The organism is Pseudomonas sp. AN3A02 (assembly GCF_011765255.1).
Lineage (GTDB): Bacteria > Pseudomonadota > Gammaproteobacteria > Pseudomonadales > Pseudomonadaceae > Aquipseudomonas.
Genome location: NZ_JAARNI010000017.1, coordinates 39,470 through 60,100 on the forward strand (window position 1 = coordinate 39,470; position 20,631 = coordinate 60,100).

The 20,631-nt window shown below is 61.7% G+C and carries 19 protein-coding genes; 10 read left to right on the plus strand and 9 right to left on the minus strand.

The window, feature by feature from the left end; translation table 11 throughout:
• Positions 1–398: 398 nt before the first annotated feature.
• Both HBJ59_RS30885 and HBJ59_RS30890 read right to left on the minus strand, forming a co-directional pair.
• On the minus strand, positions 399–701 hold the full coding sequence (locus HBJ59_RS30885) for a DUF6124 family protein (RefSeq protein ID WP_167665738.1): 303 nt from the start codon (positions 699–701) through the stop codon (positions 399–401).
• A 303-nt stretch (positions 702–1,004) separates the two neighbouring features.
• Positions 1,005–2,330 carry a PLP-dependent aminotransferase family protein gene (locus HBJ59_RS30890; protein ID WP_167665739.1) on the minus strand — a complete coding sequence of 442 codons (1,326 nt, stop codon included), beginning with the start codon at positions 2,328–2,330 and terminating at the stop codon, positions 1,005–1,007.
• Between the two features lie 94 nt (positions 2,331–2,424).
• On the opposite strand from HBJ59_RS30890, the gene HBJ59_RS30895 reads away from it, so the two are divergent.
• Together HBJ59_RS30895 and HBJ59_RS30900 are read left to right on the plus strand one after the other, a co-directional pair.
• Positions 2,425–3,054, plus strand: coding sequence for a LysE family translocator (locus HBJ59_RS30895; protein WP_167665740.1), 630 nt, complete (start codon positions 2,425–2,427; stop codon positions 3,052–3,054).
• Positions 3,055–3,081: 27 nt separating this feature from the next.
• Positions 3,082–3,423: an antibiotic biosynthesis monooxygenase gene (locus tag HBJ59_RS30900; protein WP_076014308.1), complete on the plus strand. Its 342-nt coding sequence runs from the start codon at positions 3,082–3,084 to the stop codon at positions 3,421–3,423.
• On the opposite strand, the gene inhA is transcribed toward HBJ59_RS30900, so the two are convergent.
• Positions 3,420–4,100 carry an isonitrile hydratase gene (inhA, locus tag HBJ59_RS30905; RefSeq protein WP_167665741.1) on the minus strand — a complete coding sequence of 227 codons (681 nt, stop codon included), beginning with the start codon at positions 4,098–4,100 and terminating at the stop codon, positions 3,420–3,422. The two genes, HBJ59_RS30900 and inhA, sit on opposite strands and share 4 nt — an antisense overlap.
• A gap of 90 nt (positions 4,101–4,190) precedes the next feature.
• Between inhA and HBJ59_RS30910 the strand changes: the two genes are divergently transcribed.
• The 3 genes from HBJ59_RS30910 to HBJ59_RS30920 all read left to right on the plus strand — a co-directional run bounded on the left by HBJ59_RS30910 (position 4,191) and on the right by HBJ59_RS30920 (position 8,068).
• Positions 4,191–5,159: a GlxA family transcriptional regulator gene (locus HBJ59_RS30910; protein WP_076014306.1), complete on the plus strand. Its 969-nt coding sequence runs from the start codon at positions 4,191–4,193 to the stop codon at positions 5,157–5,159.
• 129 nt (positions 5,160–5,288) lie between these two features.
• On the plus strand, positions 5,289–5,876 hold the full coding sequence (locus HBJ59_RS30915) for a biliverdin-producing heme oxygenase (protein ID WP_076014305.1): 588 nt from the start codon (positions 5,289–5,291) through the stop codon (positions 5,874–5,876).
• Complete coding sequence (locus HBJ59_RS30920; RefSeq protein WP_167665742.1) at positions 5,873–8,068, plus strand: ATP-binding protein; 2,196 nt, start codon at positions 5,873–5,875, stop codon at positions 8,066–8,068. The genes HBJ59_RS30915 and HBJ59_RS30920 overlap by 4 nt, the downstream gene beginning before the upstream one ends.
• On the opposite strand, the gene HBJ59_RS30925 is transcribed toward HBJ59_RS30920, so the two are convergent.
• The 6 genes from HBJ59_RS30925 to HBJ59_RS30950 all read right to left on the minus strand — a co-directional run bounded on the left by HBJ59_RS30925 (position 8,046) and on the right by HBJ59_RS30950 (position 13,574).
• Positions 8,046–8,954 carry an alpha/beta fold hydrolase gene (locus tag HBJ59_RS30925; protein WP_167665743.1) on the minus strand — a complete coding sequence of 303 codons (909 nt, stop codon included), beginning with the start codon at positions 8,952–8,954 and terminating at the stop codon, positions 8,046–8,048. The two genes, HBJ59_RS30920 and HBJ59_RS30925, sit on opposite strands and share 23 nt — an antisense overlap.
• A gap of 82 nt (positions 8,955–9,036) precedes the next feature.
• Positions 9,037–9,396: a VOC family protein gene (locus tag HBJ59_RS30930; protein ID WP_167665744.1), complete on the minus strand. Its 360-nt coding sequence runs from the start codon at positions 9,394–9,396 to the stop codon at positions 9,037–9,039.
• Positions 9,396–10,028 carry a BRCT domain-containing protein gene (locus HBJ59_RS30935; protein ID WP_167665745.1) on the minus strand — a complete coding sequence of 211 codons (633 nt, stop codon included), beginning with the start codon at positions 10,026–10,028 and terminating at the stop codon, positions 9,396–9,398. The genes HBJ59_RS30930 and HBJ59_RS30935 overlap by 1 nt, the downstream gene beginning before the upstream one ends.
• A 266-nt stretch (positions 10,029–10,294) precedes the next feature.
• Positions 10,295–10,756, minus strand: coding sequence for a cysteine hydrolase family protein (locus tag HBJ59_RS30940; RefSeq protein ID WP_076014302.1), 462 nt, complete (start codon positions 10,754–10,756; stop codon positions 10,295–10,297).
• A gap of 198 nt (positions 10,757–10,954) precedes the next feature.
• Positions 10,955–12,781, minus strand: a complete 1,827-nt coding sequence (locus HBJ59_RS30945; RefSeq protein WP_167665746.1) for a glycoside hydrolase family 15 protein — start codon at positions 12,779–12,781, stop codon at positions 10,955–10,957.
• Positions 12,774–13,574, minus strand: coding sequence for an SDR family oxidoreductase (locus tag HBJ59_RS30950; RefSeq protein WP_167665747.1), 801 nt, complete (start codon positions 13,572–13,574; stop codon positions 12,774–12,776). Before HBJ59_RS30950 ends, HBJ59_RS30945 begins: the two co-directional genes overlap by 8 nt.
• A 161-nt stretch (positions 13,575–13,735) precedes the next feature.
• Here HBJ59_RS30950 and HBJ59_RS30955 point away from each other — a divergent pair, with 161 nt between their 5' ends.
• From HBJ59_RS30955 to HBJ59_RS30975, 5 genes are all read left to right on the plus strand, one after another.
• Positions 13,736–14,476, plus strand: coding sequence for a helix-turn-helix domain-containing protein (locus HBJ59_RS30955; protein WP_076014300.1), 741 nt, complete (start codon positions 13,736–13,738; stop codon positions 14,474–14,476).
• A gap of 246 nt (positions 14,477–14,722) precedes the next feature.
• Complete coding sequence (locus HBJ59_RS30960; protein ID WP_076014299.1) at positions 14,723–15,964, plus strand: hypothetical protein; 1,242 nt, start codon at positions 14,723–14,725, stop codon at positions 15,962–15,964.
• Positions 15,965–16,427: 463 nt separating this feature from the next.
• Positions 16,428–17,876 (plus strand): efflux transporter outer membrane subunit, encoded by a 1,449-nt coding sequence (locus HBJ59_RS30965; RefSeq protein WP_167665748.1) that lies wholly within the window; start codon positions 16,428–16,430, stop codon positions 17,874–17,876.
• On the plus strand, positions 17,873–19,003 hold the full coding sequence (locus tag HBJ59_RS30970) for an HlyD family secretion protein (RefSeq protein ID WP_167665749.1): 1,131 nt from the start codon (positions 17,873–17,875) through the stop codon (positions 19,001–19,003). The genes HBJ59_RS30965 and HBJ59_RS30970 overlap by 4 nt, the downstream gene beginning before the upstream one ends.
• Positions 18,993–20,504: an MDR family MFS transporter gene (locus tag HBJ59_RS30975; RefSeq protein ID WP_167665750.1), complete on the plus strand. Its 1,512-nt coding sequence runs from the start codon at positions 18,993–18,995 to the stop codon at positions 20,502–20,504. Before HBJ59_RS30970 ends, HBJ59_RS30975 begins: the two co-directional genes overlap by 11 nt.
• Positions 20,505–20,631: the final 127 nt, after the last annotated feature.

The window sequence follows — 20,631 nt, forward strand, 5'->3', positions numbered from 1 at the left end:
CGGCTTGCTTCGCTGGGTAATACGCAATTACCTATCTATTTGCAGGGAATTTGCGGGGTAATGGCTAAATGATGGTTCTCTTTTCCCTATTCGTCAAGGTTTTGACTTTTTTATAAGGGTGTCGGTCTAGACACATTATCTACTCGTCGACGTGACAGATTGTTGACTGTCTTGGTCGAGCTCTCGGGTTTTTCGAGAACAAAATGCTGGCGTTTTGGAGTGTAGGAACAAATTTGGGAAATTTCCTGCCGGGGAGGAAAACCTTTTTTTGACGGAGGTAGGACGCGGGGTTTTTCGGGGACAAGCGACGAGTGGTGAGGACGTGAGTCCGTCACCACATCGGTGCGGTACTAAGCTTGAAGATCGCTTTTCAAAAATGTCGATCAGTTCGGATGTTGCTAAGCCTTGCGCAAGTGCAAGCACTCAATCGACCGGTCGACGGTGGTCTTGGCTATTTCCAGCAAATGCCACACCGCCAATAACTTCGCCCGCTCGGGGCTTTGCAGCAGTTCACCGCAGTCGAGGGCGGTGGCCGAGGCGCTGCTGAGCAGGCTGGCGGTGTAGAGCAGGGAGTCTTCGAAGCTCAGGTCTTCGTTCACCGTGTGGAAGCCCCGGGAGGGCAGATAGTGTTCGAGTGCGCGATTGAACGCGGCGCGGTTTTTCAGCAGGTCGCTGGGTGGGTCGGGGACGGCTTTATTCATGGTGTAGCTCCTTTTCGGTTAAGGAGCCGGCCCTTCGCGACTAAACGTAGGGTGGCGGCTGTACGCAGGTTAGTCGACCGGCCGAAAAGGAAAAACCCGGCGCACCCGAAGGTGCCCTGCGCACAGCCACCATAAAACCTCATGATGGGACCATGCGCCTTTTCAGAACCGGGCGACTAAACCCGTTCACTGATGAGCAGTGAAGGGGCGAAGACTAGCCACCGGTTCCAACAGGCACAAGGCCGAAAGATTGTCTCGGAAACGTCCCGCAAATCAAAGGGATTTACCCTGCTGGCCCTTTATTCATATCCGAATTGCCTCGCGAATTTTCCCCAAGGCTAATCTCAACGTTGCCAAATCAATCGACCCCAACGCCACCCGCAACGCATGCGGCACATGGGCCGTACAGGCAAACGGCTCTGCGCTGGTGACGCGCACACCCTGGCCCTCCAGCGCAGCCACCACTGCATCCGCCCGCAGACCTTCCGGCAACACCAGCCACAGGTAATACGACGCCGGATGCGCAATCACCTCAAACCCTCGCAATACCTCCCGGGCCAGCGCCTGGCGCTGGCGCGCATCCTGACGCTTCTGTTCCTCCAGCGTATCCACCGCGCCGGACTCGATCCAACGGCAGGCCAGGTTCACCGTGAGCGTCGGTGTGCTCCAGGTCGAGACGCGAATCGCTTGCTCCAGCGCCGGTACCCACGCTTTGGGCGCCACGATAAACCCCACCCGCAACCCCGACGCTACGCTCTTCGACAGGCCGGACACGTACACCGTGCGCAACGGCGCATAGGTGAACAACGGCTTGGGCGCCGGCTCTGCGAGAAAGGCGTAGGCGCCGTCTTCGACCAGTAGAAAATCGTAGCGCTCAGCCAACACTGCAAGGCGTTGGCGGTCGGTTTCGCTCATCACCGTGCCCAGCGGATTGTGCAGGGTGGGCATGCAGTAAAACGCCCGCACCGGGCGCCGTTTGCACAAGGCCTCCAGCGCATCCAGATCAGTATGGCCAGCGGGTTGCGGCAGAGGCTCCAGGTCTATGCGCTGGGATTGGGCCAGGGTTTTCAACCCGGGATACGTCAGCGCATCAACCGCCAACACATCCCCCGGTTGCAGCAACGCCATCAGGCTGACAGAGAGACCTTGCTGCGCCCCGTTGACGATCAGCACCTGCTCGCCACCCACGCGAATCTGCCGATTACGCAGGTGCCGCGCCGCCGTCTGCCGCTCATGGGCGCGGCCACCCTGAGGGGCAGAATGCAGCAGGGCATCGAGGTCGCCCGAGGCGGCGATGGCGCGCAAACCGTCGCGCAGCATTTCGGCCTGGCCGGGCAACGAAGGGTAGTTCAGGCTCAGGTCCACGGTGCCTGGTTGCAGCGGTTGTTGAACCAGGCCCATGCCTCGCAGCAGGGTGGTGTCGCGCACAAACGTGCCGCGCCCTGGCTCGCCCACTACCAGACCACTGGCCTCCAGCTCGCTGTACACCCGCAACGCCGTCGCCAGAGCAATGCGATGGCTGTTCATCAGGCTGCGCACGGTCGGTAACTGGGTGCCCGGCGGCAATTTCCCGGCGCGTATCCGCGTGGCCAGTTCATCGACGATCAGTTTGTAGCGGACCTGAGCCATGGCGCGTTCCCGTGTAAAGCGTATCTAGATCAATTTTTTGTTTGTATCAGGTGAGCTGATTAATCTACAGGCTTTCCCGGTGGATGGCTTGAGCATGATCGACCTCGCAACCCTGGCTGTTTTCTCTGGCGCAGTTCTGCTGCTGTTGTTATTCCCGGGGCCGAACATGGCTTTCGTCATCAGCCACGGTGTGACCTATGGCTGGCGTGGCGGCGTGGCGTCCGGGTTGGGCATCAGTGTGGCGGACCTGCTGCTCACGGCACTGACCGCGACCGGCGTGACCGCACTGGTCGCCAGTTGGCCGCCGGCCTTTGACCTGATTCGCTACGCCGGGGTGTTGTACCTGTTGTGGCTGGTGTTCAAGACCCTGCAAAAAACGCCCGCCCTGGACCCGGCCCACGTCACCCGCGTGCCGTTGGGCCGGGTGTTTGTGCGGGCGATGCTCAACAGTTTGCTCAACCCCAAGGCGTTGCTGTTTTTCATGGTGTTCCTGCCGCAATTCGTCAGCCCCGAGGCGGGGCCCATCGCGCTGCAACTGGTGGTGCTGGGGATCATCCTGACATTGATCAGCGGTGTCTTTCATGCCGTGCTGGGGATCTTCGGCGGGGCGCTCAGCCGGTTTTTTGCCGGCAAATCGGGCAGCGCAGGCTTACAGAAATGGGGCCTGGCGAGCGTGCTGATGGTGCTGGCCATACGGTTGGCATTGATGTCTCGCCCGACGTGAAATCCCACTTATAAAAGGACGTTACCCATGTACATCGCAGCCTTTATCTACAAGCCTGGTGAACGGGATGACGAGTTCCAGCGCCTCACGGATTTGATCGACGCACTGGCGGCAAGGCTGCCGGGATACGTGGGGGCCGAGTCGTGGCACTCGGCGGATGGGCGTTTGATCAACGCCAGTTATTACTGGCGTGATGAAGCGTCAATCCGCGCCTTTGCCAGCCACCCGACCCACCTGGAAGCCAAGCGTCTGTACCGCCGGTGGTACGGCGGTTATCACGTGGTGATTTCCAAAGTGGAGCGGGCCTACGGGGACGGAACGATCGGGCATCTGGTGCCCGCCGACCGCCACGGGCATGCGAATGCTTAACCCAGCCGTGCAGCCGCGCGTGCCACGATTTCACCCCGTGTCTTGCGCGACTCGGCGGTGCGTTTGCGGGCTTCCTCCAGCACATGCGGCGGCGCGGTTTCTGGCCGGCCTGCATTGAATGGTGGTGCCGGGGCATATTCAATCTGCAACTGCACCAGTTGCGCCGCCGCGTCGTTGTACAGCTCGGCCGCCAGGGTCAGGGCAAAGTCGATCCCGGCGGTAATCCCGCCACCGGTCAACAGGTTGCCGTCACGCACCACGCGCTCCTGCACCGGGATCGCGCCCAGCGGGGCGAGCATATCGTGGTAGGCCCAGTGAGTGGTTGCCCGACGCCCGCGCAGCAAGCCCGCTGCGCCCAGCACCAGAGAGCCAGTGCACACCGAGGTCACGTAACGTGCGGTCTGGGACTGCACCTTGAGAAACGCCAGGGTTTGCTCATCCTCCATCAACGCGCCGACCCCTGAGCCGCCGGGCACGCAGATCACATCCAGCGTTGGGCACTCCTCGTAGGTGGTGCTCGGGGTAAAGACCAATCCGGTGCTGGAGGTGACCGGCGCCAGGTCCTTCCACACCAGGTGCAGTTTCACGTCCGGCAGCGATCCCAGCACGTCGTAGGGGCCGGTGAGGTCCAGTTGCTGGATGCCAGGGAACAACAAAAAGCCGATCTGCAAGGTCATGGGAATACGCCTGATAAAGGGATGGACGGCTTCACTCTAGTCACCTAGGCTTTGGCGCATACGCCATTGAGCCCACGAATCACGCCAATCATGCCCAGAATCATCAACGTGCTCGCGTTCCCCAATGTGCAGGTGCTCGACGTCACCGGGCCCTTGCAAGTGTTTGCCTCGGCCAATGACCTGGCGCGCCAGCAAGGCTTGCCGTTGCCCTATGCGGTCAGTGTGATCGCCGCGCAGGCCGAGCCGGTGATGACCTCGGCGGGCCTGGCGCTGGTGGCCGAGCCGCTGCCGGCCGCCGACGCGCCGTGCGACACCCTGGTGATCGCCGGTGGCTGGGGCGTATACGGCGCCGCCGAAGACCCGGCGTTGGTGGACTGGGTTCGCCAAAAAGCCACCCAGTCAAGGCGCATGACCTCAGTGTGCACCGGCGCCTTTCTGCTGGCCGCCAGTGGTTTGCTCGACGGCCGCCGCGTGGTGACCCACTGGACCCGCTGCGAAGAACTCGCGCTCAAACACCCGGAACTGACCGTGGAGGCCAACCCGATTTTTATCCAGCAGGGCAACCTGTGGACCTCCGCCGGCGTGACTGCTGGCATCGATTTGTGCCTGGCGCTGGTGGAAGAGGACCTGGGCCGCGCCGTGGCCCTGGAAGTGGCGCGGCACCTGGTGGTATTTCTCAAGCGCCCCGGTGGGCAATCGCAGTTCAGCGTGACCTTGTCCCTGCAAAAGGGCGGCAGCCGTTTTGCAGAGTTGCACGCCTGGATCGCCGAACACCTGACCCTCGATTTGAACATCGCCACACTGGCCGCCCAGGCGGGCATGAGCGAGCGCAGTTTCGTGCGCCACTACCGCGCCGAAACCGGCCAGACGCCCGCGCGGGCGGTCGAGTTGATCCGCGTGGAGACCGCCCGCCGGCAACTGGCCGACAGCAGCGCGTCGATCAAACGTATTGCCGTGCACTGCGGCTTTGGCTGCGAAGAAACCATGCGCCGCAGCTTCCTGCGGGCGGTGTCGATCACGCCCCAGGCGTATCGCGAACGTTTTTCCTCACCCGGTTGAAGTTGAGCCTGTTTGAACGAATGGGTACGGTTTTGTACCAAGGTGCTATGTTACTCATAGTCCATTGCGCAGTGTCTTGATCCTAGGCCTCTACGTCGCGGTTTCGACCCTTCCGGCGTACGCACACCCATGAATTCACTACCTCCTGTCCTTGTCGAATTACGCGCGGCGACCGCTGCGCTGCATCGACGCCTCGATACCCGGCTGCCGTTTTCCCGCATGGACCTGGCGCTTTATCGCGAGCTGATGGGCGCCTACTACGGTTTCTATCAACCGCTGGAGCGAGCCCTGGCGCCGTGGGGTGAAATCATCCCTGACCTGGAATGGGGGCGGCGCAGCAAAACCCCGTACTTGCAGGCTGATTTGCGGGCGCTGGGCCTGGAAAACCCGCAGATCGACGCCTTGCCGATATGCCCTGAACTGCCCGCCATCACCAACGTGGCCCAGGCCTTGGGCGCCCTCTACGTGCTGGAAGGCGCAACCCTCGGCGGCCAAGTGTTGCGGGACCTGATCGAGATCAAGATTGGCGTGGGCTCCACCAATGGCGGCGCGTTCATGAATGTGTACGGAGCGCAAACCAGCGCTCTGTGGCAGCGCTTCCTTGATTGTCTTTACCCGTTGCAAACCCCGGTCGACCGTTTGGAGGCGGTGAAGGTCGCCGAGTCGACCTTCCTGTGTTTCGAGCAGTGGCTTGCCCACTGTGGGGTATTGCGATGAGCACGGTCGATACGCTGATCGACGATTGCGCCAGCGAACCCATCCATATTCCGGGCTCGATCCAGCCTCACGGGTTGTTGTTGACGCTGAGCGAGCCGGCGCTTGAGGTACTGCAAGCCAGCAGCAACCTCGCCGTCGCCTTGGGCCTGGGTGCGGAAAGCGCGTCGGGCCAGGCGCTGGCCAATGTGCTTGGCAGCGAGGCGGCGGCGCAGGTGAGCCGTGCCCTGGCGGACCTGGACGCCGATGAAGATGAGATGCACCAACTGACGCTTGATGGCTATGCCTACGACATCCTTCTGCATCGTCATCAGGGCCTGCTGTTCCTCGAGCTGGAGCGGGCGATGACCCTTGAGCACCGCGCCGTCGGACAACTCGCCCGCACGCTGCGTCGCTTGCAGTCGACCAAGACGCTCGAGGGTTTGTACCAGACCTGCGTCACCGAGATTCGCAGCCTCACCGGCTATGACCGGGTCACCTTGTACCGCTTCGAGCAGGAAGGCCACGGCAAGGTCATCGGCGAGGCGCTAAGCGAAGGCATGCAGCCGTACCTGGGCCTGTGTTTTCCCGCCTCGGACATCCCGCCCCAGGCTCGCGAGTTGTACCGGCTGAACTGGATCCGCGCGATTCCCGACGCCGAGTACCAGCCGGTGCCTATCCTGCCGGCCCTGCGCCCCGACAACGGCCAGCCCCTGGACCTCAGCTTCGCCGTATTGCGCAGCGTGTCGCCGGTGCACTGCCACTATCTGAAGAACATGGGTGTGCGTTCCTCCATGAGCATTTCGCTGCTCAAGGACGACCAGCTCTGGGGCCTGATCACCTGTGGTCATCGTGAGCCGTTGCGCGTGCCCCATGAACTGCGCACGGCCTGTACCAGCATCGGCCAGCTGTTGTCGATGCAGATCACCTTGCTCCAGGAGCAGCAGGAGCGGCGCCAGCAGCAAGAGAACGCGGCGATGATCGAAGCGTTGGTCGCCGCCATGACTGCGGACCAGTGCGATGTGATGGAAAGCCTGTTGCCGTATGCGCAAACGCTGCTGGACCTGACCGCCGCCGGTGGCCTGGCGATACTGGTGGAGGAGCGCCTGCATGTCTTCGGTGTTTGCCCCACACGTGTTGAGATCCACGGGTTGTACCAATGGGTACGCGGGCAGGGCAAAGGCGTGGTGCACAGCCATCAATTGTCTGTGGATTTCCTGCCGGCGGCGGCTTATCAGGCCCACGCCAGCGGCCTGTTGGCATTTTGTCTGCCCAAGCCGGTGGACAACGCGGTGATGTGGTTTCGTCCGGAGGTCAAGTCCACGGTGGAGTGGAGCGGCCAGCCGGTCAAACATCGGGAACCGGGCGCCACGACCTTGAGCCCGCGCCTGTCGTTTGAACTGTGGAAGCAGCAGGTCGACGGCAAGGCGCTGTATTGGTCGCTCTCGGAGTTGCAAGCGGTGGAGAGCCTGCGGCGCAATGCCCTGGAACACGACCTCGCACGCCAGGTTCAGCGCGAACATAAAGCTGTACAGGCGCGTGATGAACTGGTGGCGGTGGTCTCCCATGACCTGCGCAGCCCGCTGACGATCCTGCTGATGCAATGCGGCATGATGCGCAGCATGGTGCCCGCCGATGACAGCAAGGCTAACCGGCGCCTCTCCTCCGCGATTGAAACCATGCAAAACGCTACTTCCCGCATGAACACGCTGTTGGAAGACTTGATCGATATCTCGCGCATCGAGGCCGGGCGCTACAGCGTGTCACTGCAACAGCTCGATGTGGCGGCGACCCAGGAACAAATCTGCTCAATGTGGCAGCCACTGGCAGCCGCCAAGGGTGTGGACCTGACCTGGCGATCTGCTGCGGGGCTGTGTGTGCAGGCCGACCCGGAGCGTTTGTTCCAGGTGTTTTCCAACCTGCTGGGCAACGCCCTGAAGTTCACGCCGGTGGGCGGCGTGATCGAGGTGATTGCCGAGGCGGCGGGGGACGAGGTGTTGTTTCGGGTGTGTGACAACGGCATCGGCATCCAGCCGGCGCAACTGCCGTATATCTTCGATCGCTACTGGACCTCCCGCGAGGGCAACCCCACCGGCAGTGGGCTGGGGTTGTATATTTCCCACGGCATCATCGAGGCCCACGGCGGCACTTTGTGGGCTGAAAGCGTGCTGGGGCAGGGCAGCGTGTTCAGCTTCAGAATCTCTGCTGGGGGTTGAGGTCCAGCAATTCGAAGATCGCCTTGAGGGTCGCCTGGGGCGCTTCCTGGGGAATGTTGTGGCCCACGCCGGCCAACACCTCGCGCCGATAAAATCCGCTGAAATTTTCCAGGTCGTCATCTTCAACCGGGGCCGGGCCTACGCCGTCATCGGCGCCGCACAACGAGATGCTCGGCACCGAAATCGGTGGTGGCTGCACCAGCGCCTGCTCGATGCTTTCCAGCGCCGGATCACCCGGCGCGTACATGAAGCGATGACGGTAAGAGTGGACCACCACCTCGACAAAATCCGGGTTATCAAACGAAGGTGCCGTCTTGCCATACAGGCTTGGTCCCTCGGCCCACGACGGCGACCAGAGCGCCCACAGCAACTGGCAGAACTCACGCCGGTTGGCGGTCAACCCGTCCACGCCGCGTTGGGTGTGAAGGTAAAACTGATACCACAGCCGATGCTCTGTTTCCGGCGCCCGAGGCTTGGTCGACGCAGCAATATCCTGGATGTTGTAGCCATCGCCCGTCACCAGGCCCTGCACCCGTTCAGGCCATAGCGCCGCAACGATACACGCCGCGCGTCCGCCCCAGTCATAGCCCACCAGCGTGGCTTTTTCGATGGACAGGGCATCCATGAAATCCAGCAAATCCTTGGCCAGCGCCGCTTGTTGGCCGGAGCGCATCACCTGATCGTTGATAAAACGTGTCGGGCCATAACCCCGCAGGTACGGCACCAAAACCCGGCAGCCACGCTCGGCGATTACCGGAGCGATCTCGTCGTAGCCGCGAGGGTCATAAGGGAAACCGTGCAGCAGAATCACCACCTCACCGCCTTCCGGGCCATGGGCTTCGTAGGCAATATCGAGCATGGGCGTGCGGATGTGAAGGGTGGGCATGGAGGCTCCGAGGGTGGAGGGGAAGTGTGGGAACTGTAGACCAAGCGGGTTACTGAGCATCGTCAGAAAGGCTGCAGTTGTTTTACTTGTCTAGACCGGCCTGGCGCAAGCCGATGCAGTTGCCCCACGGGTCGCGCACCTGGCACATCCACTCGCCGCCTTCGATTTTCATCGGGCCGCGATACAACGTGGCGCCTAACGTTACCACCCGCTGTACCTCGTGAAGCAGATCCGTCACCCGCCAATACACCACCGACCCGGCCGCGCCGCTGGCGACCTTGTTGTCTGCATTCACGATTTCGAGGGCAACGCCGTCCACGTCCAAGTGACCGAAATCGTCGGGCTCATGGTAGATGCGCGTGGCGGTAGGGAAGGCCGCGGCGTACCACTCCGTGGCGGCACGCCAGTCGGAGACGTGAATCAGGATGGAGATAATGGGCATCAACCGAACAACACCTGCTGCCAATGGGTTTCACTGATGATAGCGATCGGAATACCGCTATTTCTTAACTCGACGGCTTTTTTGATCTTTGTTCCATATGAGCTATGGAGCCATTGTTCATTACCAACGCTCCCGACCACGAGAAAATGAACCTTCTTGCTCACCGAGTTGCCGATAAGGCCGCCGCGTTCGACGACAAGTAACTCACATTCTTTGCGAGGCCCGTACGCCATGACACCGGTAAACAAAAAAGTCCGGTCCTGCCACTCCAGTGTCGGAGCCGGATTGTTCAGCGGCAGGCTGCTGACAGAGGAGGGGCGTTGAGGTGACCCCACCGAGATACCGGAAAACTGATGCAGCATTTCCAACAGTTCTGCGGACTCTTCCGCATCGAGAACACCGTCACTCAACATGCTGGCAAGGCGCTGATAAAGAATGTTTACCACCGGATCTTCCAACTGGAGCAGATGGGTTTCTATCCAGGTCTTAAGAAACTCTGCTTCCATCTGATTGATGTTTCCGTCGGCGACCAGGCCGGCAGTGACGCCGAGTAATGCGTCGGCAGAGCGCCGATCTATACGCGCCTTGTGGAAGAGGTGACTGCGTTCGAATTCCTGATGAAGATCGGTCATGCGTCCTTGCTCCTTAAGTCAGTGCCTTGCCAGGTCTCGGTCCAGCTCAGCATGGGCCGAAGGTTTCGCGTTGATGGTGAAACCGATATACACACATGTTGTGATGTTTGCCAAATGACCTGTGGCGAGGGAGCTTGCTCCCGTTGGGCTGCGCAGCAGCCCCAGGTTTTGTTGACTGTGTTCTTTGAGTTAGATGGCGTTGAGCTTTTTGGGGCCGCTTCGCGACCCAGCGGGAGCAAGCTCCCTCGCCACAGTGAGGGGCTGACTTAAATCTCTGCGTGGGTGATGACGTGTTTGAAATGATGCCGCCACAAATCCGCGCCCAGTTTCCCTGACCGATCCAGTGACGAACCTACAGTCAAATCGCTGATCAGCGTTGGCTGCAAGCCAGCGTCAAACAACGCAAACCCGGCCGCCAGCACACAGGTATCAGTCTGGATGCCACACACCAGCACCCTGTCCGGCGCGAGGCTTTTCAGGTGGCTGATGGTCTCGGGCGTGGGGGCGTAGCCGTGTTTGATGAAGACATGGTCGGCAGCGATCAGGCTGTTGTCGTCGGGCGCCGGCTGCCAGCCCAGTTGGCGGGCGAACGGGGTGATGCTTTCGTCGTGGCGCTCTACGGTGGCCACTGAGGGCATGCGGCCCAGCAGGGCGTTGATGCCGCCCACCAGCCAATCGGGCGGGGCGAAGGAGGGTTGTACGTCGATGATCAGCAGAACCTGGTGCATTGGAATCCTGGCAGGGATCGAAGGACCACGCATTGTGCACCGGGTACACCTCGTCTCCAAGTCTGGCGCGCTCTATGTGGGAGCTGGCTTGCCTGCGATGGCGGTGGATCAGCTCATACATCAATGACTGAGACACCGCTTTCGCAGGCAAGCCAGCTCCTACAGGTTTACTCATTTGCCTTCAGATTGTGCTCGGGTTCAAGGCTGCCAAACCGTCTTCACCCCACTCAACTTCCGGTCCAGAAACGTCGCTGCGCTGATCAGCGCCAAATGGCTCAACGCCTGCGGCGTATTGCCCAAATGCCGTGCCTGGTTATCAAACTCTTCGGCATACAACCCCAGCGGGTTCGCGTAGCGCAGTAACTGTTCAAACTCCAGATGCGCCTTCTCCACTTGCCCGGCCCGGGCCAGGCATTCCACGTACCAGAACGAGCACGCCGCAAACGCGCCTTCGGTGCCTTGCAAGCCGTCAATCTGGCTGTCGTCGTTGCGGTAGCGATAAACCATCCCGTCGCGCACCAGGCTTTTCTGGATCGCTTCCAGTGTCGATAACCAGCGCGGGTCCGTCGCCGCAACGAAGCGCACCAGCGGCATCAACAGCATTGAGCCGTCCAGAGCCGTGCTGCCGATATGCTGCACAAAGTGCCCGCGTTCTTCGTTCCAGAAGTTGCTCCAGATATCCGCGTAAATCGCCTGGCGGGTCTGGTCCCAGCGGGCAAACGGCGCCGGCAGCGAGCGCTTGGACGCCAGGCGAATCGCCCGGTCCAGGGCCACCCAGCACATCAGCCGCGAATGCAGGAAGTGATGCTGCTCGCCGCGCATTTCCCAGATGCCGACGTCTTTGTGGTTCCAGGTTTCGCAGACCTGGTCGGCCACTTCCACCGTGTGTTTCCAGCCCTCGTGGGAGATGGCTTCGCCGTATTTGTTGACCAGGTATACGGCGTCCATCAGCTCACCGTAGATGTCCAGTTGCACCTGGTCGTAGGCCTCGTTGCCGATGCGCACCGGTTGCGCACCGCCGTGGCCGCTGAGGTGGCTCAGCTCGGTTTCCGGCAGTTCCTGGCGGCCGTCGATGCCGTACAGAATGTTGATCTTCATCGGCTGATCGCAGCAGTCACCCACGCGGCCTTTCAACCAGCGCATGTAGCCGTTGGCTTCCTCGATAAACCCCAGGCGCATAAACGCGTAGACGGTAAACGAGGCGTCGCGGATCCAGGTGTAGCGGTAGTCCCAGTTGCGCTCGCCGCCGGGGGTTTCCGGCAGGCCGAAGGTGGCGGCGGCGAGGATTGCACCGTGTTTGCGCGAGGTCAAAAGCTTCAAGGCCAGGGCCGAACGATTGACCATCTCGCGCCAGCGCCCACGGTAGTTGGATTGGGAAATCCAGCCGCGCCAGAATTTCAGGGTGCGATCCAGGCACAGGTCGGTGCAGTCGTTTTTGACTCGGGGATCTTCCAGCCCGCCGAGGACAAATTCGGCGCCTTCTTCCTGGCCCAGTTCAAAGGATGCTACGGCAGCGTCGCCATCCAGCTGCAGGGCGTGGCTGCTGGTCAGGCGCAGGCCGGGTTGGTCTGCGGCTTCAAACAACACGTCGCCGTCATCTTGAGTGGCCCGGGTCTGGGCGCGGGCGTAGTCATGACGCACTGCGCAGCGCATATGGATGCTCGCCTTGCCGCTGACCACCCGCACCCGGCGAATCAGGATCGGCAGGTCGTCGACTTCTTCACTGACGGTCAAGAAGTCGGTAATTTCCACCACCGCCTCATTGCTCAACCAGCGGGTTTGCAGCACGTTGGTGTCCGGCAGGTAAATCTGTTCGCGGCGGGCCTCGGGCAAGTCCGGGGTGAGCTGGAAGATCCCGGCGGCGGGGGAGTCCAGCAACGAGCAAAAGATGGACGGGCTGTCGAACTCCGGCCAGCAGAAAAAATCGATGCTGCCCTTGTCATTTACCAGCGCCGCGCTGCGCATGTCGCCAATGATGCCGTGGGCATCGATGGCACTTTGTGGTTCGTTTTTCAGATCAACCATTGCCACGAAACTCCGGATAAAGGCTCATGCCGCCGTCAATAAACAAGGTGCTGCCCACCACGTAGTCGGAGGCATCACTGGCCAGCCACACCACCGCATTGGCGACATCTTCGACGTCACCCACGCGGCCGTAGGGAATCAACTTGAGTAGCTCCACCTCGGCCGCGCCTTCGGTGGCGGCGCGGTTGATGGCCGTGCGAATCGCCCCCGGCGCAACGCCGTTGATGCGGATGCGCTGCTGGCTGACTTCCTGGGCCAGGGTGCGCATCAGCATTTCCACTCCGCCCTTGGACGCGGCGTAGTTCACGTGTCCGGCCCAAGGAATCACCTGGTGCACCGAACTCATATGGATAATCTTCCCGGCGGCCCGGGAAACGCCTTCGCGGATGCCCTGGCGATTGAAGATGCGCAAGGCGGCGCGGGCGCAGAGGAACTGGCCGGTGAGGTTAACGCCGATCACGGCGTTCCAGTCGTCGAGGGTCATGTCGACGGCAGCGGCGTCTTTTTGCATGCCCGAGTTGGCCACCAGAATGTCCAAGTGCCCAAACGCCTCAAGGGTTTGGGCAAACAGGCGCTCGACATCCGCCTCTTTCGACACATCGGCGCCAATTGCAATCGCCTGACCGCCGTTGGCATTGATCTGCGCCGCCAGTGCTTCAGCCGGCGCCGCCTGGGCGTTGTAGTTCAGCACCACGGCAGCTCCAGCCTCCGCCAGGGCCTTGGCGGCCCCCGCGCCGATCCCGGAACTCGCGCCGGTTACCAGCGCCACTTGTTGCTCCAACGAAATGCGCATCGCCCACCCAACCTTTTTCAGAGTGCCCAATTAGCTGACTGACGGCGTGGGCCACAAGTTCACCGGCTGTCTGGAATGCGACGATGGCTGTCTATATCTATCGTTTTTGCCACAGGGCTTTTCGCTAGAATCAACGCCTGATTGATGCGAGACCTGAGCCGATGAACCGCCCACCCCGCCCCTGGCTTGAAGCCTATGCCGACAACTACCGCAACGACGACGTGGTGCACCCCCATTGCCATGCCCAGGCGCAGCTGATCCATGGCGTGTCCGGGGTGATGGTGGTCAGCACCGCCCAGGGCAGTTGGCTGGTGCCGTCCGGGCATGCGCTGTGGGTGCCGGCCGGAACCCCGCACGAGATCCGCATGGCCGGCGAAGTGCATATGCGCACGCTGTTCCTGATGCCCGAGGCCGAGCCGGGGCTGGGGCGCACCTGCCAGGTGATCGAAGTGTCGGCGTTGCTGCGGGAGCTGATCGTCGCCGCCACGCAGATTGCCGGGCACCACAGCCCGCGTCTGCAGGCCATGATCGAGTTGATCCGCATGGAACTGCTCGCCGCGCCGGTGGTGGCGATGCACGTGCCGGTGCCCGGCGAAGTACGGCTAGCCAGGCTGTGCACGCATTTCATCCGCAACCCCTCTGACGACAGCAGCCTGGAATCCTGGGCCGACAGCCTGAACATGAGCGCCCGTACCCTGAGCCGGGTGTTCCAGCGCGAGTTGGGCATGAGCTTCGGTGAATGGCGCAAGCGCGCGCGGTTGGCCCTGAGCTTGAAACTGCTGGCCCAGGGCGTGTCGATTTTAGAGGTGGCGCTGGAGCATGGTTATCAGAGCCCGAGTGCGTTCAGCGCGATGTTTCGCAAGTCGTTGGGCTACCCGCCGAGTCATTTTCGGCCGGTTTGATAACCAATGCGCTGGTTGCCGTTAGTCGCTTTTTTGAGTTCCTTGGGCTAGTGCAGAGCAATCAGCGGGATGCCGGAGGGGCCGATCCAGAGTGGTTAATCGGGAAAGAGGGGCCAGAAAATCACGGTTTAACTCGTTTAGTACCTGTTAGAAATGACAGTAGTAAATATCTCGTTTGTGCGGCATTAGTAAACGCAGCGGCAAGCAGGATGAGTCATAAAAGTTATTTTCAGGGAAGGATCGAAGATGAATCATCTACATGGATTTTTACTGGTCGGCGGTCTCTCGATTGTGGGTTTGGGGGGCGCCCAGGCCGCGACATGGGTTGCGTTTTCATCGTCGGCAGGTGCCCAGTGCACGCCGGCGAGTATCAATAACAGTGGTATGACCGTCGGCAACTGTACGCCCGCCAGCACCACCGCCAATAATGTACCTTGGGTCGGAGATGGCGCTGCCCACGGTGCTCAATCACCCTTGGCGACGCTGGTCAGTGGGCAGCCTTGCTCGGTATGGGGGCTTGCGCATTCGGGGCAAGCAGTGGGGGATTGCTCGGATGCCAACAATGCCTCCTTTGCAGTCGTGTGGGGCTCGGTGTCTCCAACCACCACACCGCTCAAGCTGGATTCTTTGCCTGCCACACTTCTGATTCCCCTGCTTCGCCCCAAGGACGTTGACACCACAGGCACTGCTATCAACGGCCAAGGCGATGTTGTCGGGTCAAGTTTTAACGCGAGCCGCCAAGGCACTGTGGTGTTTTACCCAGCAGGTACAGGTGCGCCGCAGCGTGTATCGGATTGGGGAGACGGCTGTGCCGCCGTCGATGTAAATCTGCCGGCATCAGGCAATCTCATGATCGCGCTCAACTGTCCCAATAGTGCCGGGAATTCTACTGCGAAAGTCGCTGAAAAGACCGGGGCGGCTTTCAGCGTGACCTCGCTGGCGCTGCCAACGGGGGCCAGTTACTGCACTGTTTCCCAAACGAATAACGCATCGCAGTTCATCGGTACGTGTATTTATCCCAACTCGGCGACCAACGTCGCTAAAAGTGCCTATTGGAGCAGCAACACAGCGGCGCCTTTGGTGCTGACGCTATCAACGGGGTCAAGGAACACCGCCGTCGGCATTAATCAGGCTGGGTTGGCTCTGGTTGTTCAAACGACAATCGAGGGGCGTAGACAGTACATTGCCTGGCAGCCGTCGACCTTGCCGTTGCCGATTGTTCAGTTCATCCCGCTACCCACTGGAAGTGTATGGGGAGACGCAGGGGCAATAGCCGGTGGAAGCCGGGTCACGTTGAACGCTGTCACTCCCAGTCAATACATCACGGGTTGCACGTGGGCACCGTCGGCTGGAAGCGTTTGTGTGCCCACTATAGGCGGAGGGAGCAACAGCCAAGTGGCTGTCATCTCTGAAAATGGCAGCTATATGGCGGGTATGGTGCTGGACGCTGCGCAAACTGTGATCAGCGTCACGACCACATTACCTTGAGCAAAAGAATAAGGAGGATTGGGCAATGAACATCAGGAAAATGATCATGTGCATGGTGTGTGCTTCGATAGCGGTCGGGGCCGTGCCGAGCAGCGTAGCAATATCAAAACTATCCAATCACGCTAATTTTGAAAAGTTTGCACAGAGTTCGGGTTGGACATTGCTTAGCGCCGTTTTCCGTCCCGGGATTTACACGGATGCCCCAATTCCCTACGCCACAGGGGTTACCGAGAAGAATGCCCCCTCCGTCGATTCCTGTCGCGGGGGAATTGTTTTTGTGAAGGATCCGCGCTCTGGGGTCGTCAGCAAAGAGTACTGCTAAGAGGTAGGCCGCTCCGCCCGTACGCTGTGTTGCGTCATGTAACGCTGTTGTCCGTTTAGCGACGATACATGGCCCTCACGCGGGCGAATCGGACAGGCCATCTGCCTAGTCTGCAAGGCTCCTTCTTGAGCGAGCCTTGCGATGCACAGCCCTTCTTTTCATCCATGGATGCCCATCGCCCTGTTGAGTGTGCTGGCCGGGTGCAGTGGCGTGTCCGGCCAGCCGTCGACCGTCACGGCGCAGCCCTCGCCGCGGCTATCCTTCGAGTCGGCCGAGCCATTGCCCGCCCGCTGGTGGCAGCTGTACCGCGACCCGCAGCTGGACGCCCTGGTGGCGGGGGCCTTGCGCCAGAACAAAGACCTTGAAGCCGCTGCCGCCCATGTCGACGCATTGCTGGCGCGGCTCGAACAGGTCGACGGTGAGCGCCTTCCGTCTACCTCTCTGGATTATGGCCTGGCCTACGGTCGCAGCCGGGATGACCAGACTCTGGCCCAGGCCACCAACGGTCATGCCGGTGCCGAATGGAGCCACACGCCTGAGTTTTCCCTGAGCTACACCCTCGACCTGTGGGGCGAGGTGCGTTATCGCATTGCCGCGGCACGGGCCGATGCCCAAGTGGCGCGAGCGCTGGAAGACGAGTTGCGGGTGACGGTGGCCGCGCAGACGGCCCGCGCTTATGCCCAGGCCTGTGTTTATGGATTGCAGGAGCAGGTGCAGGCCCACTCGGTGCAGTTGCTGGAGCAGAGTGTTGCGGTTACGCAAAAGCTGCAAAAGGCAGGTGCGGCGACGGACCTGGACCTGACTCGCCTGCAAGGCCTGCTGGAAGAAACCCGCGCGCCCTTGCCGATGTTCACGGCTCGGCGCAGCAGCGCGTTGTATGAGTTGGCCGTGCTCAGCGGGTTGCCGCCCGAGCAGGTCACACCACGCAACTGTACCCACAGCCCGCAATTGCAGGCGGCGTTGCCGGTGGGCGAGGGGTGGGCGCTGGTGCAACGGCGGCCGGATATCCGCCGTGCCGAGGGGCAACTGCGCTCGGCGACCTCGACGGTGGGCCTGTCCCGGGCCGAGCTTTACCCGCGAATTACCTTTGGCGCGATGCTCGGTTCATCCGCCAGCAGCCTGGGCAAACTCGGTGACCGCTACGCGACGGTGTATTCCGTCGGGCCGCTGGTGTCCTGGCGCTTTCCCAATCGGCAGATCGCCCAGGCGCGGGTCAAGCAGAGCCAGGCCGAAGCGCGCCAGGCCCTGGCGCGGTTCGACGGCACGGTGCTCAACGCGTTGAAGCAGGTCGAGCAGGCCATGGCCTTGTACCAGGGCGAACAACAGCGGCGCGAGGCCCTGGCTGCCGCGCTGGACAACAACCGCCGCGCCTTCGACCTGGCCTCCCGGGCCTACCACGCCGGCGCGCTGGACGCCCTGCAACTGCTGGACAGCGAGCGCAGCCTGGTGGGTCTTGAGGCCCGCGTGGCCGAGTCCGACCTGCGCCTGATCAATCGCCAGATCGACCTGTTCCAGGCCCTCGGTGGCGGTTGGCAGCGTGATGATACAACCGACCCCTTATCTGTCGCTGTCAATGGAGCCACACCATGAACCAGGCTGTTGAACCGATTCGCCTGACCGTTATGCAACGCCATCGTCGCGCCCTGGTGACCACGGCTTCTCTCGCTACGTTGCTGGGGCTGGCAGCCTTTGCCGGGTATTGGTGGCAATGGGGGCGTTTTCTGGAAGAAACCGATGATGCCTATGTACGCGCTGATTGGGTCGCCATCAGCCCACGGATCGCCGGGTATGTGGCCCAGGTACTGGTGGAAGACAACCAGCCGGTCAAGGCCGGCGACGTACTGGTGCGTATCGACGACCGGGATTTCACCGAGCGCCTGAACAGCGCCCAGGCACAACTGCAACAGGCGCAGGCGGCAGCGACGGCGCAACAGGCCTCGCTGCAAACCCTCGACGCGCAAATGGGCGAGCAGCAGCAACGCATTGCCCAGGCAAAGGCTGCGTTGAGCAGCGGCGAGGCCGAGGCCCGGCGCGCGAGGCTCGATTACCAGCGATATCGCGAGTTGGTCGCCCAACAGGTGGCCAGCGCCCAGCACCTGGAAACCGTCAGCGCCAGCCAGGCCAAGGCTCAGGCGGCCTTGGTACAAGCCAGCGCCCAGGTCGCGCGCCAGCAAGCGCAGTTGCAGGTGTTGCAGGCGCGCCGGCAACAGGCGCAGGCGCAAATTGTCGAGCATCAGGCGCGCATCGGCGAGGCCCAGGCCAATCTCGCCCTGGCCGGTAATGCGTTGAAGGACACCGAGATTCGCGCGCCTTTCGACGGCGTGGTGGGCCAGCGCAAGGTTCGTCGCCAGCAGTATGTGATGCCCGGCCTGCCACTGCTGGCGGTGGTGCCGGTGGAACAGGCCTATGTGATTGCCAACTACAAGGAAACCCAGTTGCAGCACATGGCGCCCGGGCAGTCGGTGGAGATCGCGGTGGACAGTTTTGCCGGTGCGCATTGGCACGGCCAAGTGGAAAGCATCGCCCCCGGCTCCGGTGCCGTGTTCGCGCTGTTGCCGCCGGACAACGCCACCGGCAACTTCACCAAGATCGTCCAGCGGTTTCCGGTGAAGATCCGCCTGGAGCCCGGCGAATCGCGGGTTCTGCCGGGCATGTCGGTCATCGCCACGGTCAACACCCGTCCCGCCGTGAGCCAGGAGCACGTTCATGGAGGCTGAAGGGCGTGTGCCGTTTCGCGCCTGGGTAGCGGTGATCGGCGGGCTGTTCGGCTGCTTCATGGCCGGGATGAACGTGCACGTCACCAGCGCCGCGCTGCCGGAAATCGAAGGCGCACTGGGCGCGACTTTTGAGGAAGGCTCGTGGATTTCCACTGCTTACCTCGTGGCGGAAATCATCATGATTCCCCTCACCGCGTGGCTGGTGCAGGTGTTTTCCCTGCGCCGGGTGATGCTGTGGGGCTCGGGGATATTCCTGGTGGCGTCGGTGGCGTGTTCGCTGTCGCCCAACCTGCAAGTGATGATTCTGATCCGGGTGGTGCAGGGCGCGGCCGGGGCTGTGCTGATTCCCTTGTCATTCCAGCTGATCATCACTGAGCTGCCGGCCAGCAAGATCCCGCTGGGCATGGCCTTGTTCAGCCTGGCCAACAGTGTGGCCCAGGCCGCCGGGCCGTCGATTGGTGGCTGGCTGACCGACGCGTATTCCTGGCGCTGGATCTTCTACCTGCAACTGTTCCCGGGGATTGCGTTGCTGGCGGCGGTGGCCTGGTCCATCGACCGCCAGCCGATGAAACTCGGCCTGTTGCGCCAGGGCGATTGGCTGGGCATCGGCTGCATGGTGCTGGGCCTGGGCGCGTTGCAGATCGTGCTGGAGGAGGGCGGGCGCAAGGACTGGTTCGGCTCGCCCTTTATCGTGTGGATGACGCTGTTGGCGGTGGTGGGATTGATCGGCTTCGTGGCCCGTCAGTTGTGGGGCAAGCATGCCTTTATCAACCTGCGGCTGTTGGGGCACTACAACTTTGGCGTGGCCAGCGTGGCGATGTTTATCTTTGGCGCGAGCACCTACGGGTTGGTGTTTCTGGTGCCCAATTACCTGTCGCAATTGCAGCACTACAACGCCAGCGAAATTGGCGTGAGCTTGATTGCGTATGGGCTGGTGCAATTGATCATGGCGCCGTTTCTGCCGCGCTTGATGAAGTGGGTCAGTGCAAAAATGCTGGTGGCCTCGGGGTTTGCGATCATGGCCTTGGGCTGCTGGATGGGCGCGCACCTGTCGGCGGACAGCGCCGGCAATGTGATCGTGCCCTCGATCGTGGTGCGCGGGATTGGTCAGCCGTTGATCATGGTCGCGTTGTCGGTGCTCGCCGTGCATGGGCTGGCCAAGGCGCAGGCGGGGTCGGCGTCGGCGGTGTTCTCGATGCTGCGCAACCTGGGGGGCGCGGTCGGTACGGCGCTGCTGGCGCAATTGGTGGTGGTGCGCGAGCGGGTGCATTCGGCGCGGATCGGTGAGTCGGTGACGCTGTTTGACCCGGTGCTGCAACAGCGCTTGCCTGGGGGCGGGGCGCTGCAGGAGCAGTTGCCGGAGCATCAGGTGGTGTTGGACCTGCTGGACCAGAGTGTGCGCCATCAGGCGTTTTTGATGGCCTACAGTGATGCGTTCTTTCTGGCGTGTGTGGCGTTGGCCGCGTGTGCGGTGGCGGCGTTGATGTTGCGGCGTATCTAGGGTCAATGTTGTGGTTCGCTCAGGTGAGCGCAATGTTTCGGGTGGGTTTTTATGGTTTGGGGGGCTGGGTACATATCCGTTATTTGGGTGATGGCTGGTATTGGTTCCGCTCTTACAGCGGCTCACT

What these genes read in the sequence shown, in the direction of transcription:
- HBJ59_RS30885 (WP_167665738.1), bottom strand. Translation starts at nt 701, where the DNA reads ATGAATAAAGCCGTCCCCGACCCACCCAGCGACCTGCTGAAAAACCGC.
- HBJ59_RS30890 (WP_167665739.1), bottom strand. Translation starts at nt 2,330, where the DNA reads ATGGCTCAGGTCCGCTACAAACTGATCGTCGATGAACTGGCCACGCGG.
- HBJ59_RS30895 (WP_167665740.1), top strand. Translation starts at nt 2,425, where the DNA reads ATGATCGACCTCGCAACCCTGGCTGTTTTCTCTGGCGCAGTTCTGCTG.
- HBJ59_RS30900 (WP_076014308.1), top strand. Translation starts at nt 3,082, where the DNA reads ATGTACATCGCAGCCTTTATCTACAAGCCTGGTGAACGGGATGACGAG.
- inhA (WP_167665741.1), bottom strand. Translation starts at nt 4,100, where the DNA reads ATGACCTTGCAGATCGGCTTTTTGTTGTTCCCTGGCATCCAGCAACTG.
- HBJ59_RS30910 (WP_076014306.1), top strand. Translation starts at nt 4,191, where the DNA reads ATGCCCAGAATCATCAACGTGCTCGCGTTCCCCAATGTGCAGGTGCTC.
- HBJ59_RS30915 (WP_076014305.1), top strand. Translation starts at nt 5,289, where the DNA reads ATGAATTCACTACCTCCTGTCCTTGTCGAATTACGCGCGGCGACCGCT.
- HBJ59_RS30920 (WP_167665742.1), top strand. Translation starts at nt 5,873, where the DNA reads ATGAGCACGGTCGATACGCTGATCGACGATTGCGCCAGCGAACCCATC.
- HBJ59_RS30925 (WP_167665743.1), bottom strand. Translation starts at nt 8,954, where the DNA reads ATGCCCACCCTTCACATCCGCACGCCCATGCTCGATATTGCCTACGAA.
- HBJ59_RS30930 (WP_167665744.1), bottom strand. Translation starts at nt 9,396, where the DNA reads ATGCCCATTATCTCCATCCTGATTCACGTCTCCGACTGGCGTGCCGCC.
- HBJ59_RS30935 (WP_167665745.1), bottom strand. Translation starts at nt 10,028, where the DNA reads ATGACCGATCTTCATCAGGAATTCGAACGCAGTCACCTCTTCCACAAG.
- HBJ59_RS30940 (WP_076014302.1), bottom strand. Translation starts at nt 10,756, where the DNA reads ATGCACCAGGTTCTGCTGATCATCGACGTACAACCCTCCTTCGCCCCG.
- HBJ59_RS30945 (WP_167665746.1), bottom strand. Translation starts at nt 12,781, where the DNA reads ATGGTTGATCTGAAAAACGAACCACAAAGTGCCATCGATGCCCACGGC.
- HBJ59_RS30950 (WP_167665747.1), bottom strand. Translation starts at nt 13,574, where the DNA reads ATGCGCATTTCGTTGGAGCAACAAGTGGCGCTGGTAACCGGCGCGAGT.
- HBJ59_RS30955 (WP_076014300.1), top strand. Translation starts at nt 13,736, where the DNA reads ATGAACCGCCCACCCCGCCCCTGGCTTGAAGCCTATGCCGACAACTAC.
- HBJ59_RS30960 (WP_076014299.1), top strand. Translation starts at nt 14,723, where the DNA reads ATGAATCATCTACATGGATTTTTACTGGTCGGCGGTCTCTCGATTGTG.
- HBJ59_RS30965 (WP_167665748.1), top strand. Translation starts at nt 16,428, where the DNA reads ATGCACAGCCCTTCTTTTCATCCATGGATGCCCATCGCCCTGTTGAGT.
- HBJ59_RS30970 (WP_167665749.1), top strand. Translation starts at nt 17,873, where the DNA reads ATGAACCAGGCTGTTGAACCGATTCGCCTGACCGTTATGCAACGCCAT.
- HBJ59_RS30975 (WP_167665750.1), top strand. Translation starts at nt 18,993, where the DNA reads ATGGAGGCTGAAGGGCGTGTGCCGTTTCGCGCCTGGGTAGCGGTGATC.